The organism is Pseudomonas asiatica (genome assembly GCF_009932335.1).
Classification (GTDB): domain Bacteria; phylum Pseudomonadota; class Gammaproteobacteria; order Pseudomonadales; family Pseudomonadaceae; genus Aquipseudomonas; species Aquipseudomonas asiatica.
Genome location: NZ_BLJF01000001.1, coordinates 1,147,867 through 1,162,917 on the forward strand (window position 1 = coordinate 1,147,867; position 15,051 = coordinate 1,162,917).

12 protein-coding genes and 1 pseudogene are annotated in these 15,051 nt (G+C 64.5%); 9 read left to right on the forward strand and 4 right to left on the reverse strand.

What is annotated here, in order from left to right; translation table 11 throughout:
* Window positions 1–23 precede the first annotated feature (23 nt).
* Window positions 24–1,334, reverse strand: a complete 1,311-nt coding sequence (locus tag GYA95_RS05285) for a C4-dicarboxylate transporter DctA (protein ID WP_054572835.1) — start codon at window positions 1,332–1,334, stop codon at window positions 24–26.
* A 505-nt stretch (window positions 1,335–1,839) separates the two neighbouring features.
* Here GYA95_RS05285 and GYA95_RS28260 point away from each other — a divergent pair.
* The 3 genes and pseudogenes from GYA95_RS28260 to GYA95_RS05295 all read left to right on the forward strand — a co-directional run.
* Window positions 1,840–2,121: pseudogene (locus tag GYA95_RS28260) on the forward strand (PAS domain-containing protein); the annotation flags it as partial.
* 159 nt (window positions 2,122–2,280) lie between these two features.
* The gene (locus GYA95_RS05290; protein WP_371867747.1) at window positions 2,281–3,405 is read left to right on the forward strand and encodes a methyl-accepting chemotaxis protein; all 1,125 of its coding nucleotides are present in this window, start codon (window positions 2,281–2,283) and stop codon (window positions 3,403–3,405) included.
* A 13-nt stretch (window positions 3,406–3,418) separates the two neighbouring features.
* On the forward strand, window positions 3,419–5,104 hold the full coding sequence (locus GYA95_RS05295) for a putative bifunctional diguanylate cyclase/phosphodiesterase (RefSeq protein WP_015269685.1): 1,686 nt from the start codon (window positions 3,419–3,421) through the stop codon (window positions 5,102–5,104).
* A 3-nt stretch (window positions 5,105–5,107) separates the two neighbouring features.
* Here the strand turns inward: GYA95_RS05295 and GYA95_RS05300 are convergent, their stop codons facing one another.
* The 3 genes from GYA95_RS05300 to GYA95_RS05310 form a co-directional block, all read right to left on the reverse strand.
* Window positions 5,108–5,587 carry an Lrp/AsnC family transcriptional regulator gene (locus tag GYA95_RS05300; RefSeq protein ID WP_015269686.1) on the reverse strand — a complete coding sequence of 160 codons (480 nt, stop codon included), beginning with the start codon at window positions 5,585–5,587 and terminating at the stop codon, window positions 5,108–5,110.
* A gap of 162 nt (window positions 5,588–5,749) precedes the next feature.
* Window positions 5,750–6,814: an ornithine cyclodeaminase gene (locus tag GYA95_RS05305; protein ID WP_015269687.1), complete on the reverse strand. Its 1,065-nt coding sequence runs from the start codon at window positions 6,812–6,814 to the stop codon at window positions 5,750–5,752.
* Between the two features lie 261 nt (window positions 6,815–7,075).
* Window positions 7,076–8,824, reverse strand: a complete 1,749-nt coding sequence (locus GYA95_RS05310; protein ID WP_015269688.1) for a sigma-54-dependent Fis family transcriptional regulator — start codon at window positions 8,822–8,824, stop codon at window positions 7,076–7,078.
* 224 nt (window positions 8,825–9,048) lie between these two features.
* On the opposite strand from GYA95_RS05310, the gene GYA95_RS05315 reads away from it, so the two are divergent.
* From GYA95_RS05315 to GYA95_RS05340, 6 genes are read left to right on the forward strand one after another with little or no spacing between them, the layout of a single operon-like run.
* Complete coding sequence (locus GYA95_RS05315; protein ID WP_015269689.1) at window positions 9,049–10,143, forward strand: ABC transporter ATP-binding protein; 1,095 nt, start codon at window positions 9,049–9,051, stop codon at window positions 10,141–10,143.
* A complete protein-coding gene (locus GYA95_RS05320; protein WP_015269690.1) occupies window positions 10,143–11,255 on the forward strand; it encodes an ABC transporter ATP-binding protein in 1,113 nt (370 codons plus the stop codon). The genes GYA95_RS05315 and GYA95_RS05320 overlap by 1 nt, the downstream gene beginning before the upstream one ends.
* The gene (locus tag GYA95_RS05325; RefSeq protein WP_015269691.1) at window positions 11,252–12,115 is read left to right on the forward strand and encodes a carbohydrate ABC transporter permease; all 864 of its coding nucleotides are present in this window, start codon (window positions 11,252–11,254) and stop codon (window positions 12,113–12,115) included. Before GYA95_RS05320 ends, GYA95_RS05325 begins: the two co-directional genes overlap by 4 nt.
* A 3-nt stretch (window positions 12,116–12,118) precedes the next feature.
* Window positions 12,119–12,919: a carbohydrate ABC transporter permease gene (locus tag GYA95_RS05330; RefSeq protein ID WP_013971876.1), complete on the forward strand. Its 801-nt coding sequence runs from the start codon at window positions 12,119–12,121 to the stop codon at window positions 12,917–12,919.
* 12 nt (window positions 12,920–12,931) lie between these two features.
* Entirely contained in the window at window positions 12,932–13,204 is a 273-nt protein-coding gene (locus GYA95_RS05335; RefSeq protein ID WP_013971877.1) for a DUF2160 domain-containing protein, read from the forward strand.
* Between the two features lie 39 nt (window positions 13,205–13,243).
* The gene (locus GYA95_RS05340) at window positions 13,244–14,983 is read left to right on the forward strand and encodes an ABC transporter substrate-binding protein (protein WP_013971878.1); all 1,740 of its coding nucleotides are present in this window, start codon (window positions 13,244–13,246) and stop codon (window positions 14,981–14,983) included.
* Window positions 14,984–15,051: the final 68 nt, after the last annotated feature.

The window sequence follows — 15,051 nt, forward strand, 5'->3', positions numbered from 1 at the left end:
GCGTCAGTGCCGGCCACGTTCCCTCAGAATTCCTGTTGATGGGGGTTGGGCTGCTTGCGTGGCATGGGGGCGAAACCGGGCTTGCCGTCGAGCACGTTGTGCGCGCGTTCCAGGTCGATGTCCTTCTCCCAGCGGGCGATGGCCACGGTGGCCACGCAGTTGCCGATCAGGTTGGTCAGCGCTCGGCCGATGCCCATGAACCAGTCCACCGCCAGTACCAGTACCAGGCCGACCACCGGTATCGCCGGCACGGCGGTCAGGGTAGCGGCGAGGATGACCAGCGCCGAGCCTGGGATGCCGTGAGCGCCCTTGGAAGTCACCAGCGATACCAGCAGGATGGTCAGCAGGTCGGTCATTGCCAGTGGCGTGCCGGTGGCGTTGGCAATGAACACGATGGCCAGGGTCAGGTAGATGGAGAAACCATCGAGGTTGAACGAATAACCGGTGGGGATCACCAGGCCGACAGTGGAGCTGCCGATGCCCAGGTGCTCGAGCTTGCGCATGATCTGTGGCAGTACGGCGTCGGACGAGGCGGTGCCCAGCACGATGGTCAGTTCTTCACGCAGGTACTTGATCAGCGGCAGCAGCTTCAGCCCCGACAGGCGCATGACCGTGCCCAGCACGATCAGTACAAAGCCGGCACAGGTCAGGTAGAACAGCGCCACCAGCCCGCCCAGGTGCTGCAGCGATTCCAGGCCGTACTTGCTGGTGGTGAAGGCGATGGCGCCGAACACGCCGATCGGTGCCAGGCGCACGATCATGCCCATGATGCGGAAGATCACGTGGCTCAGTTCGTTGATCAGCCGCGAGATGCCGGCTGCCGAGTCACCCACCAGGTTCAGCGCGCTGCCGAACAGTACCGAGAACAGCAGTACCTGGAGGATGTTGTTGTCGGCAAAGGCGCCGATCACCGAGGTGGGGATCAGGTCCATGAAGAACGCCGTGGCACCGTGGATGTGCTGGCCGCGCTCGGCCAGGCTGCTGGCGTCGGCGCTGGACAGTTGGTCCAGGTGGATGTTGGCGCCGCTGCCGATGCCGCTGGTGAAGGCGAACACCAGGCCGATCACCAGCGCCAGGGTGGTCAGTACCTCGAAGTAGATCACCGACTTCAGGCCGATGCGCCCGACCTTTTTCAGGTCACCGGCGCCCGAGATACCGCTGACCACCACGCAGAACACGATCAGGCCGATGAGCATCTTGATCAGCTTGATGAAGCCGTCGCCAAGGGGTTTGAGTTGCAGGGAAAGGTCGGGGAAGCTGAGACCGCAGGCGATGCCGAGGGCAAGGCCGAGCACGACTTGAAGGAAGATCGAACGCGAGCACCATTTGAGCATGGGAGGGATCTCTGATCGGTGTCCTTGCTTCGGTAGCCGCACGGGGCGAAAGAGCGCAGGACTTAATTATTGTGGTCTTACCGGTTTGTTCAGCGCGAAGCCATGAAAGCGCGAAAAATCCGACATTGCAAGGATTTTTGGCCTTACCGGTCTGACCAGTTGTGGGGCAATCCAGCGTCTCTGGCTCTAATTCGGTGCATCTGGTTGGGTCGAGCCGCAGTGCGGCCGTTCACAGGTGAATCGCAGCGGCGAACCGCGTGCGCACATGAATCAGATCAGGCTTCGGCCAGTGCCTAGGGCACCTTTGCAATCAGCTTGCCAATCGCCATGCCGACTTCGATATTTTCGATAACGCCATGATTCGTAAGGTTTATTTGCATTCCTTGGCTGACCTCGTAGAATCCGCGCCCGACCGGGAAGTCACCAAAGGGTCGATTGCAGGGGATTCATCCTGATAATCGCCTCGCAAGCAGGCTCCCGGCGTTTGAATGAATGGAGTCTCATAGTGCGTCTCAACCTTCCGGTTACCCCGGTCGAGCAACGTTTCCCCCCCGATCAGCGATTGATTTCCGCTACCGACCCCACCAGCCTGATCACCTACTGCAACCCCGAATTCGCCGCCATCAGCGGTTACAGCGAGGCGGAGCTGATCGGCAGCCCGCATAACCTGGTACGCCACCCGGACATGCCGCCGGCGGTATACCAGTTGATGTGGAGTTACCTGAAGGCCGGCAAGAGCTGGATGGGCATCGTCAAGAACCGCTGCCGCAACGGCGATTACTATTGGGTCAACGCCTACGTCACGCCTATTCTCGAAGCCGGGCGGGTGGTGGGCTATGAATCGGTACGGGTGTGCCCGACGCGTGAGCAGGTGGCCCGTGCCGAGGCCCTGTATGCACGCATGCGCAACGGTCAGGCTGTGTTGCCCTGGTCACGGCGCGCGACCATGCTGGCGCGTGACCTGGCCGTACCGCTCGTGGGCGGGGGGCTGGCTTTGGGGGCCAACAATCTGTGGCCCGGCCTGGTCGCGCAGGGGCTGACCCTGGGGCTGTTCCTGGCCTATGGCCTGTTGGCACGCAATGCCGTTGGGCGGCAGATGGAGCGCGTAGTGCAGGGCGCAGGCGGCACCTTTGCCGACCCGATCGCCGCCTTGACCTACAGCGACCTGCCCGGTGCTGGCGGACAACTGCAATTGATGCTGATCAGCGAGGAGGCGCGGCTGAAAACCGCGCTGACCCGGTTGAGTGACCTGGCGGCCCAGATGGCCGTGGCTGCACATGATGCCGGTGCGTTGTCGCGCAGCACCGAGGCGGCATTGCTGGAGCAGCGTGCGGAAACCGACCTGAGCGCCACTGCCATGAACCAGATGGCCGCTTCCATCGGTGAGGTTGCCAACCATGTGCAACTGACTGCTGCCGAAGCCCACACTGCGCACCTGCTGGCCGAGCAGGGCAGCCTGGTGGCCGACGCCAGCGGAACTGCAATCCGCACCTTGGCCGGTACCGTGGCCCAGATCAACCAGGCGGTCAGCCACCTGGCTGGTCAGACCGGTGCTATCGCCGAAGCCACCGGGATGATCCGCGGCATCGCCGAGCAGACCAACCTGCTGGCGCTAAATGCCGCCATCGAGGCGGCCCGTGCCGGTGAGCAAGGCCGTGGCTTTGCCGTGGTCGCCGATGAAGTGCGGGCACTGGCCGACAAGACCCGGCAGTCGACACTGCACATCCAGGCTATCATCGATGCTCTGCGCAGTGGCGCAGAAGAGGCCGTGGCGATTGCCAGCCAGGGCATCGACGGTGCCGAGCAGGGCGTTGCCCAGGTGCAGGAAGCGCGGCAGGCGTTGCATGGCATTCGTGATGCGGTGCAGCGCATCAGTGACATGAGCCAGCAGATGGCTACGGCTTCGCAGCAGCAGTCAGCCGTCGCCGAAGACGTCTCGAGGCAGATCAATGGTGTGGCCGGCATAGCCCAGCACAGCGCACACAGCGCCAACGCCGCAGCCTCTCGCGGCGCCGAACTGGAAGAGGTGTGCGCCGGACTGCGTGCCCTTGTGGAGCGCTTCAACCGTTAAGGCAGGATGCTTTATGGATGACAACTATCGTGCAGCCGTTGACGCGGCTGCGATCTTTTCCGAAACCGACCTGCGTGGAACCATCACTTACGTCAACCAGCAGTTCTGCAGCATCTCGGGCTACAGCCGCGAGGAGCTGCTGGGCGCCAACCACCGCATCCTCAACTCCGGCCTGCACGAGCCGGAGTTCTTCGTTGGCATGTGGCGGGCGCTGGCCGCCGGCCGGGTATGGAAGGGCGAGATCTGCAACCGCGCCAGGGACGGCTCGCTGTACTGGGTCGACAGCACCATGGTGCCACTGGTCGACCCGCTCACCGGAGAGGTGCGCAAGTACGTGTCGATCCGTTTCGACGTCACCGAGAAGCGCCAGCTGCTGCATACCTTGCAATGGCGTGTGGGCCATGACGTGCTAACCGGCCTGCCCAACCGCGCTTACCTGTCCGACCTGCTGAACCAGGCCCTGGCCTACTCGCGCCGTGAAGACATTTCGCTGGCTGTGTGCATGCTCGACCTGGATGGCTTCAAGGCAGTCAACGACGGCTACGGGCATGCCATGGGCGACCTGCTGTTGGTCGAGGTGGCGCAGCGGCTGAAGCACATCCTGCGCGATGGCGACGCAGTGGCCCGGTTGTCGGGGGACGAATTCGTGCTGATCCTGCGCAACGTCGAAGACCGCCAGTTGCATGCTGCGCTGCGCCGGGTGCTGCGGGCACTGGCGGCGCCTTATGTGGTACGCGAGCAGCGCCTGTCGCTCAGCGCCAGTATCGGCGTGACCCTGTACCCGCAGGACGACGAAGACGCCGACACCTTGGTGCGCCATGCCGACCAGGCCATGTATGTGGCCAAGCAGCGTGGGCGCAACCGCTATCACCTGTTCGACGTGACACAGGAACAGGAACTCAAGGCTACCCACCAGACCGTGGCGCGGGTGCGCCGGGCCCTACACAACGGCGAGCTGTGCCTGTATTACCAGCCCAAGGTCAACCTGCGCAGCGGCCAGGTGCTGGGCTTCGAGGGCTTGCTGCGCTGGCAGCGGCCAGGCCGCGGGCTGGTGCCGCCTGGCGATTTCCTGCCGGCGGTGGAGCAGACCGACCTGATCGTGGAAATCGGCGAATGGGTGCTCGACCAGGCGCTGAACCAGTTGCAGGCATGGCAACGTCAGGGGCAGCCCTGGTCACTGAGCGTGAACATCGCCGCGCGGCATTTGCAGCGTGGTGACTTTGTCGAGCGCCTGCAGCAGTTGCTGGCGGCGCACCCGGAGGTGGACCCGGCGCGGCTGGACCTGGAAATCGTCGAGTCGGTGGCCATCGATAACCTGCAGCATGTCAGCTGCTGTCTCGATGCCTGCCGCGCACTGGGTGTGCGCTTCTCCCTGGACGACTTTGGCACTGGCTATTCGTCGCTGAGCTACCTGAAGCGCTTGCCGACACAGACGATCAAGATCGATCAGTCATTCGTGCGCGACATCCTGCATGACCAGGACGACCTGGCGCTCACCGAAGCGGTGATCGGCCTGGCCCGGGCGTTTGGCCGCGAGGTGATTGCCGAAGGGCTGGAGAGCGTCGAGCACGGCCGCGTGCTGATGGGCCTGGGCTGCGAACTGGCACAGGGTTACTGCATCGCCCGGCCGATGCCGGCCAGTGCGGTGCAAGCCTGGGCGCAGGCCTACCGGCAGCCGGTGCAATGGCGTGACCCTTGATCATCAGCGGGCCATTGGCTTGACCTCGGCCAGCACCGGGTGCGCCACCAGCTTGTCGATGTGCAGGGCGTCGTCGTTCATCCAGCTTTCGCTGAGCAGCCGGTAGTGTTCCATGTCGCGGCAGCGCAGGCGCAGGCTGTAGTCGAAGTGGCCGCTGATCAGCTGGCACTCGTGCACTTCCGGGCAGTTGCGCAGGGTGGCTTCGAAGGCCTTCTGCGCGGCCCGCCCGCTTTGGTTGGACAGGGCGACCAGCACCAGCAGCGACACCCCGGGCGCGACCTTCTGCAGGTCGATGATCGCCCCGTAGCCGCGGATCACGCCACGGCGCTCCAGCTTGCGTACACGCTCCAGGCAGGGGCGCGGGGTGAGGTGGACGAGGCTGGAGAGTTTTTCGAAAGTGATGCGGCCGTCATGGCGCAGGATGTCGATGATCGCTTCGTCGATGCGGTCGAGGGGGTGGGCGTTGGCGTCCTTGGTGTCCATGCGCTTGGGCTTCTTTCAGAAGAGGGCATGGGACAGGGTAGGCGGTAAAGGGGGCCGCTGCGCGGCCCATCGCGACACAAGGCCGCTCCTACAAGGGATACGCGGTCCTTGTGTAGGAGCGGCCTTGTGTCGCGATGGGCTGCGCAGCAGCCCCAGGATCCATCAGGCGCAGACAGAACCAGCCTTGGGCACCGCCCGCAACTCCACCACCCGCGGCTGCAACAACCCATACAAATCCTTCGGATCCTCCAGCACCGGCACCAGCCCGATGTCCGTGCCGATACCCAGTGCCTGCGCCGTGTCCAGCACATAGCGCAATGCCGAGTAATCCTCCAGGGCAAACCCCACCGAGTCGAACAGCGTCACCTGTTCGCCGTGCTCACGCCCCTTGGCTTCCCCGGCGACCACACGCCAGAACTCGGTCACTGGCGAGTCTGCAGGCATCTGCTGGATCTCGCCTTCCACCCGGCTTTGCGGTTCGTACTCGACGATCACCCGGGCCCGCTCGACAATCGCCCGATGCAGCTCGGTCTTGCCCGGGCAGTCACCACCCACGGCATTCAGGTGCATGCCCGGCTCGATCATCTCCGGGGTGAGGATGGTGGCGCAGGCCTTGTCGGCGGTTACCGTGGTGACGATATCGGCCCCGCGCACCGCTTCGGCCACGGAGCTGGCGATGCTCAGCTTGAGGCCGGGGCGGTTGGCCAGGTTGGCGACCAGCTTGGCCGAGGCAGCCGGGTCGATGTCATACAGGCGGATTTCATCGATGCCCAGCAGGGCATTGAAGGCGATGGCCTGGAACTCGCTCTGCGAGCCATTGCCGATCAATGCCATGCTGCGGCTGTCCTCGCGCGCCAGGTAGCGGGCGGCCAGGGCCGAGGTGGCGGCGGTGCGAATGGCGGTGGTCAGGGTCATTTCGCTGAGCAGCAACGGGGCACCGGTATCGACGCTGGCCAGGGCGCCGAAGGCCATCACCGTGAGCAGGCCATGGCGAGTGTTCTTCGGATGCCCGTTGACGTACTTGAAGGCGTAGCGGCTGGCGTCCGAGATTGGCATCAGCTCGATCACGCCGTCCGCTGAATGGTTGGCCACCCGGGCGCATTTTTCGAAGGCGGGCCAGCGCAGGTAGTCCTGGCGGATGTACTCGGCCATTTCCAGCAGGCACGTGGGCAGGCCTTTGCGGTTGACCAGGCGGGCCAGGTCTTGCACATCGATATAGCGGGTCATGAGGGGTCTCCCTGCGGTCGACGCTTCCAGAGTGGGCTCTGGTTTCATTGTGCGGCGGGTGGGGAGGCAAAGCTGGCTGTAATGGGCTGTGGCGGCAGCGGCTTTGGCTGATTTCGCTGCGCTGGCAGCCGAATCGGCTGTGGCTGGGCCGGCCCTATCGCCGGCAAGCCGGCTCCCACAGGCATATCACAGGCCTTGAGAGCGGCGCTGTACCTGTGGGAGCTGGCTTGCCGGCGATGAGGCCAGTACAGGCCGGGGCAATCATCGCTCACGCAGCCGCTTGTACAGCGTGGTGCGGCTGATCCCGAGCCCACGCGCCACCGCCGAGAGGTTGCCGTTGGCTTGTGCCACCAGCTCGCGCAGGTCCGCCTTTTCGGTCGCAATCGGCACAGGCACCTGAGCCTCGGCGAGAAAACCCGCAGGCAGGTGTTCCAGGCCGACAGGCCCATTGCCCGCCAAGGCCAGCGCCACCTGCAGCACACTCACCAGTTCACGCATATTCCCCGGCCAGGGGTGCTGATCGAGCAGTTCGATAATGGCCGCAGGCAGCCGCGCAGGCTGCCCGGGATCACGGTAGCGCGCATGCACCTGCTCGATCAGCTGCCGGCGGTCATTGCGCTCGCGCAGCGGCGGCAAAACCACTGCCAGCCCGGCGATGCGGTAATACAGGTCCTGGCGAAAGCGCCCGGCGCGCACTTCTTCGGCCAGGTCGCGGTTGCTCGCCGACACCACGCGGATATCCACCGCCACCGGTTCGCCGCTGCCCAATGGCTGGATGCTGCGCGTCTGCAGCACGCGCAGCAGGCGGGCCTGGGTGGGCAACGGCATGTCGCCGATTTCGTCGAGGAACAGGATGCCGTGGTGGGCCTTGCGGATCAGCCCCGGGTTGCCCTTCTGGTGGGCGCCGGTGAACGCGCCCTTGTCGTAGCCGAACAGCTCCGACTCCACCAGCTCTGCGGGGATCGCCGCGCAGTTGACGGCTATGAGCGGCTGGCTGGCGCGGCTGCTGGCCCGGTGCAGGGTATCGACGAATACCTCCTTGCCTACGCCGGTTTCGCCCTGCACCAGGACCGGGATGTCCTTTTCCAGCAGCAGGCCGGCCTGCGCCAGGGCTTTCTCCAGGCGTGGCTCGGCGCTGCTGGCGGCGGGGCGGCCGGGAGCCTCGCGCGGCGGCTGCCACTGGCAATGAAAGCGGTTGCGCCCGGTGGCTTGCAGGGCGAAGGGCTGTTGCCGGGGATGGCTGAGCAGCTGTTGCAGGGGCAACTGGAACAGTTGCGCGATGTTCTGCTGCAGCGGGTTGCCCCCGAGCAGGGTGTCGGCCCGGTGATTGGCGGCCAGCACCTGCCCCTGCTCATCGAACACCAGCAGGCCGGCCCAGGGGCTGTCGAGGTTGTCGGAGGCGCTGTTGAAGATCAATTGCGCATGCTGGTCGGCATGCTTGGCGAGGATCAGGCGGTTCTCCAGGCTCTGGCCCATCATGCGTACCAGGCCCAGGGTCTGGCTGGCGGGCAGGTAGCCGTCGCTGGCCACATCGAGCACCCCGACCAGCTGCCGTTCGGCGTCGAACAGCGGCGCGGCGGCGCTGGACATATAGCGGTTCTGGCGCAGGAAGTGCTCTTCCTGGCCCACGTGGATCGCCTCGGCGCAGACCAGCGCGGTGCCCAGCGCATTGGTGCCGACACCGCGCTCGTGCCAGTGGGCACCGGCGCTGAAACCATGCTGCTGGCGCGGCTCGATGAACCGCCGCGAGCCCCAGCTGTCGAGCAGGCAGCCGCTGGCATCGGCCAGCATCACCAGGTAGCTGGCATTGCCCAGCAGGTGGGCATATTGCGGCAGCACCGCTTCGCGGGTCAGGTGCAGCAGGGCCTGGCGCCGCTCCAGCAGGGCGCTCAGCTCGGCGCGGGTCAGGCAGTCGAAGTCCGGGGCGTGTTGGGGGTGCAGGCCGTGGTCGCGGCAGCGGGCCCAGGAGGCCTGGATCAGTTGGGCATGGGGCGAAGCGGATGCGGCCATGGGCCTGTCCTGTGTGATTGTTGTCATGGGGCCGACCGCTGTTCAGTGTCGTGCACGGTTGTTCAATGTCAAACCGGCAAGTGTTCAGTTGTTCAGTGCTTGTGTTCAGTTGTGAACCTGCGATTGACCGGCATTGCCGGCCAGGCCCCGGGCCAGACGGTTGCGGCGCATCTGGCACGAAACTGGCTGTGTCCGGCAGACAAAAACCACAAGAAGGCCACGCCATGTCCCTGGTGCTGGAACAGGTCAGCCGCAGCGTCGACAACCAGGCCTGGATCGTCGATGCCTCACTGCGTTTCGAACCCGGCTCGTTCAACGTGCTGCTGGGCCGCACCCTGGCCGGCAAGACCAGCCTGATGCGCCTGATGGCCGGGCTCGATCGCCCGGACCGGGGGCGGGTGCTGATGGATGGCCAGGACGTGACTGGCGTGCCGGTGCGCCAACGCAATGTGTCGATGGTGTATCAGCAGTTCATCAATTACCCGACCCTCAGCGTTTACGAGAACATTGCGTCACCGCTGCGCCAGGCACGCATGGACGAGCCCCAGATTCGCCGACGGGTGCAGGAAACCGCCGAGATGCTGCGCATCGAAGCCTACCTGCAGCGCCTGCCGCTGGAGCTGTCCGGTGGCCAGCAGCAACGCACGGCAATGGCCCGGGCGCTGGTCAAGGATGCCTCGCTGATCCTGTTCGACGAGCCACTGGTCAACCTCGACTACAAGCTGCGCGAGGGCCTGCGCCAGGAGCTGCGCGAACTGTTCGCGGCGCGCCACTGCATTGCCGTGTATGCCACCACCGAGCCCAACGAGGCGCTGGCTCTGGGCGGCACCACCACCCTGGTGCATGAGGGCCGTATCGTCCAGAGCGGGCCTACCGCCGAGGTCTACCAGCGCCCGGGCAGCGTGCTGGCTGCCGAGCTGTTTTCCGAGCCGCCGATCAACCTGGTACCTGGCCGTATCAGCGGCAACGACGTGAGCCTGGCCCAGGCCGTGCACTTTGCTCGCAATGCCGACTTGCAGCCGCTTGCCGAGGGTGACTACCGCTTTGGCGTGCGGCCCAGCCACATCAGCCTGGTGCCGGCGCACGACGACGACCTGGAATTGTCGGTGCTGGTGGAACTCGCCGAGATCAGTGGTTCAGAGACCTTCCTGCATGTACGCAACGAACACTGGCGCATGATCCTGCACCTGCCAGGGGTACACGAATACCAGGTGGACACGCCGATCCGCGTGTTCATCCCCACCCACAAGCTGTTCGTGTTCGACAGTACCGGGGCGCTGGTGCAGGCCCCGGGGCTGCGCCAGGCAAGGAGAGGTTGATGGCCGAGATCCGCCTGCGCCAACTGGCGCACAGCTACAGCCGCCAGCCCGCCAGCGAGGCGGACTATGCCCTGCACGCGCTGGAGCATGTGTGGGAGCAGGGCGGTGCCTACGCCTTGCTCGGGCCGTCGGGCTGCGGCAAGTCGACCTTGCTCAACATCATCTCCGGGCTGCTGACCCCTTCCCACGGCGAGGTGCTGTTCGACGGCAAGCCGGTCAACCAGCTGTCACCGCAGGCGCGCAACATTGCCCAGGTGTTCCAGTTCCCGGTGGTTTACGACACCATGACGGTGTTCGACAACCTGGCGTTTCCCTTGCGCAACCAAGGGTTGGACGAAGCCCGGGTGCAGGCCCGGGTGGAAGAGATTGCCGAGGTGCTCGACCTGTCGGCCGTGCTGCGCAAGAAGGCGCGCAACCTCAGTGCCGACGAAAAGCAGAAGGTCTCCATGGGACGGGGCCTGGTGCGCGATGACGTGTCGGCGATCCTGTTCGACGAGCCGCTGACGGTGATCGACCCGCACCTGAAGTGGAAGCTGCGGCGCAAGCTCAAGCAGATCCACGAGCAGTTCAACATCACGATGATCTACGTCACCCATGACCAGCTGGAGGCCTCGACGTTCGCCGACAAGATCGCGGTGATGCACGGCGGGCGCATCGTCCAGTTCGGTACCCCGCGCGAACTGTTCGAGCGGCCGCGGCATACCTTCGTCGGTTACTTCATCGGCAGCCCGGGGATGAACCTGATCGAGGTGCGCGCCGAAGCGGACGGGGTGGCGTTCGGCGATATTCACCTGATGCTGCCCGGGCATTTGCGGGAACATCTGCAAGAGCGCCTGGCGGCCACAGGTGGTGGTGGTCGCCTGCAGCTGGGCATCCGCCCGGAATTCGTGCAGCTGTGGGACAGCCCGTTCGATGATGCCTACCCGGCACGGGTGCTGGACGTCGAGGACCTGGGCACCTACCGCATCGTCACCCTCGAGCTGGGAGGTGTCGCGCTCAAGGCACGCCTGGGCGAGGACCGCCCGGTGCCGGTGGCCCAGGCCTGGGTCAGCCTGCCGGCGCAGTGGCTGATGCTGTACCTCGACGATGTGCTGCTGGAGGCCGGGCCATGAACAAGGTGCCGAACAACAAGGCCTGGTGGCTGGTGCTGCCGGTGTTCCTGCTGGTGGCATTCAGTGCGGTGGTGCCGATGATGACGGTGGTCAACTACTCGGTGCAGGACATCTTCGACCAGTCCAACCGCTACTTCGTCGGCGCCGACTGGTACCGTCAGGTGCTGCGCGACCCGGCGCTGCACGATGCGCTGCTGCGTCAGTTCATCTATTCCGCCTGCGTGCTGCTGATCGAAATCCCGCTGGGTATCGCCATTGCCCTGACCATGCCGACCAAGGGGCGCTTGGCCTCGGTGTGCCTGATCGTCATGGCCATCCCGTTGCTGATCCCGTGGAACGTGGTCGGCACCATCTGGCAGATTTTCGGCCGGGCCGACATCGGCCTGCTCGGCGCTACCCTGGCCAAGCTCGGGGTCAGCTACAACTACGCCGGCGACCCGTTCGACGCCTGGCTGACCGTGCTGGTGATGGACGTGTGGCACTGGACATCGCTGGTGGCGTTGCTCTGTTACTCGGGGCTGCGCGCCATCCCCGACGTGTACTACCAGGCTGCGCGCATCGACCGCGCCTCGGGCTGGGCGGTGTTCCGCCATATCCAGTTGCCCAAGCTGAAGAACGTGCTGCTGATCGCGGTGATGCTGCGCTTCATGGACAGCTTCATGATCTACACCGAGCCCTTCGTGCTGACCGGTGGCGGGCCCGGCAACGCCACCACCTTCCTCAGCCAGACCCTCACGCGCATGGCCGTGGGGCAGTTCGACCTGGGCCCGGCGGCGGCGTTCTCGCTGGTGTACTTCCTGATCATCCTGCTGGTTTCTTGGCTGTTCTACACAGCCATGACCCATGCCGACAAGGACTAGGCCATGAGCACGCGCAAATCGCTGGCCCTGCTGCTGTACTTCTTCTTCCTGCTGGTGCCGATCTACTGGCTGCTGAACATGTCGTTCAAGAGCAACACCGAGATCCTCGGCGGCCTGACCCTGTGGCCACAGGCGTTCACCCTCGACAACTACCGGGTGATCTTCACCGATGCCAGCTGGTACAGCGGCTACATCAATTCGCTGTACTACGTGTGCCTGAACACGCTGATTTCGCTGCTAGTGGCGCTGCCAGCGGCATATGCCTTCTCGCGTTACCGCTTCCTCGGTGACCGGCACCTGTTCTTCTGGCTGCTGACCAACCGCATGGCGCCACCAGCGGTGTTCCTGCTGCCGTTCTTCCAGCTGTATTCGTCGATCGGCCTGTTCGATACCCATATCGCCGTGGCCCTGGCCCACTGCCTGTTCAACGTGCCGCTGGCAGTGTGGATCCTCGAGGGGTTCATGTCTGGTGTGCCGAAGGAGATCGACGAAACGGCCTATATCGACGGCTACAGCTTCCCACGCTTCTTCGTGAAGATCTTCATTCCGCTGATTGGCTCCGGCATCGGCGTGACGGCGTTTTTCTGTTTCATGTTCTCCTGGGTGGAGCTGCTGCTGGCGCGCACCCTCACCTCGGTGAATGCCAAGCCGATCGCCGCGGTGATGACCCGTACCGTGTCTGCCTCGGGCATAGATTGGGGGGTACTGGCGGCGGCGGGGGTACTGACCATCTTGCCGGGCATGCTGGTGATCTGGTTCGTGCGCAACCATGTGGCCAAGGGCTTCGCCCTGGGCCGAGTGTGAGGAGGGCAAGGCATGGAGTGGATGGCCTGGACCTTGCCGACGGCGCTGTTCTTCGCCGCCGTTGGTGTGCTGCTGCTGGGCATGACCCTGCTCGAACTGCGCCGCCCCTGCGTGGAGCGACGCGGCTTCCTGCCGCTGGTCACCAGCCGTGGCGACCGTTTGTTCATCGGCCTGCTGGCCAGCGCCTACCTGCATTTGCTGGTGGTTGGCGTCAGCGAGTGGCCATTGTGGGTGGCCTCGCTGCTGTCGCTGGCGTGGCTGGTGGTGGTGCTGCGCTGGGGCTGAGCGAGCGGCCCTGTGGGATAACTGAAACGGGAGATCACAATGTTCGACAACAAGTACAACAGGCGACATTTGACCCTGGCCGCGTTGCTGGTACTGGCCAGCGTGCAGGGCACAGCCTGGGCCGACCAGTACGAGGATGCGGCAAGGAAGTGGCTCGGCAGTGAGTTCAAGCCTTCGACCCTTACCCCTGAACAGCAGTTGGCCGAGTTGAAGTGGTTCATCAAGGCTGCCGAACCGTTCCGTGGCATGAAGATCAACGTGGTGTCGGAAACCATCACCACCCATGAATACGAGTCCAAGGTGCTGGCCAAGGCCTTCAGCGAGATCACCGGTATACAGCTGACCCACGACCTGCTGCAGGAAGGCGACGTGGTGGAAAAGCTGCAGACACAGATGCAGTCGGACAAGAACATCTATGACGGCTGGGTCAACGACTCCGACCTGATCGGTACGCACTTTCGCTACGGCAAGGTGGAATCGATCACCGACCTGATGGCCAACGAAGGCAAGGACTACACCTCGCCGACCCTGGACCTGAAGGACTTCATCGGCATTTCCTTCACCACCGCGCCGGATGGCAAGGTCTACCAGCTGCCGGACCAGCAGTTCGCCAACCTCTACTGGTTCCGTGCTGACTGGTTCGAGCGGCCCGAACTGAAGGCCAGGTTCAAGGAAAAATACGGCTACGAACTTGGTGTGCCGGTGAACTGGTCAGCCTACGAGGACATTGCCAGGTTCTTTACCGAAGACGTCAAGGAAATCGACGGTAAACGCGTCTATGGCCACATGGACTACGGCAAGAAAGACCCGTCACTGGGCTGGCGCTTCACCGATGCCTGGTTCTCCATGGCGGGTGGCGGCGACAAAGGTTTGCCCAATGGTCTGCCGGTGGACGAATGGGGCATTCGCGTGGAGGACTGCCATCCGGTGGGGTCCAGCGTGACCCGTGGCGGCGACACCAACGGCCCGGCTGCCGTGTATGCCACGCAGAAATACGTGGACTGGATGCGTGCCTATGCGCCCAAGGAAGCCCAGGGCATGACCTTCTCCGAAGCCGGCCCGGTGCCGGCCCAGGGCAACATCGCCCAGCAGATCTTCTGGTACACCGCGTTTACCGCCGACATGACCAAGCCCGGTCTGCCGGTGGTGAATGCCGACGGCACGCCGAAGTGGCGCATGGCGCCTTCGCCGAAGGGGCCGTACTGGGAGGAGGGGATGAAGCTGGGCTACCAGGACACCGGTTCGTGGACCTTCTTCAAGTCCACCCCCGAGAAGCAACGCCTGGCTGCGTGGCTGTACGCCCAGTTCGTCACCTCCAAGACCGTGTCGCTGAAAAAGACCATCGTCGGCCTCACGCCGATTCGCGAATCGGACATCAACTCCCAGGCCATGACCGAGCTGGCGCCCAAGCTGGGCGGGCTGGTGGAGTTCTACCGCAGCCCGGCGCGGGTACAGTGGACACCGACCGGCACCAACGTGCCGGACTACCCGCGGTTGGCGCAGTTGTGGTGGAGCCACATCGCCGAAGTGGCCAGTGGCGAGAAGACCCCGCAGGAAGCGCTGGACGGCCTGGCCCGCGACCAGGACCGGATGATGGAGCGCTTGCAGCGGTCCAACGCCCAGGCCACCTGCGCACCGAAGCTGAACCCGGAGAAGGATGCCCAATACTGGTTCGACCAGCCTGGGGCGCCGAAACCGAAACTGGCCAACGAAAAGCCCAAGGGCGAGACAGTCAGCTACAACGAACTGCTGAAGTCGTGGGAGGCGGCCAGGAAGTGATCGGCTGAGCACCGCGCTGGCTTCTTCCCACAGGTACCCCGCGCATCTTGAGAGCGGCGCAGTACTTG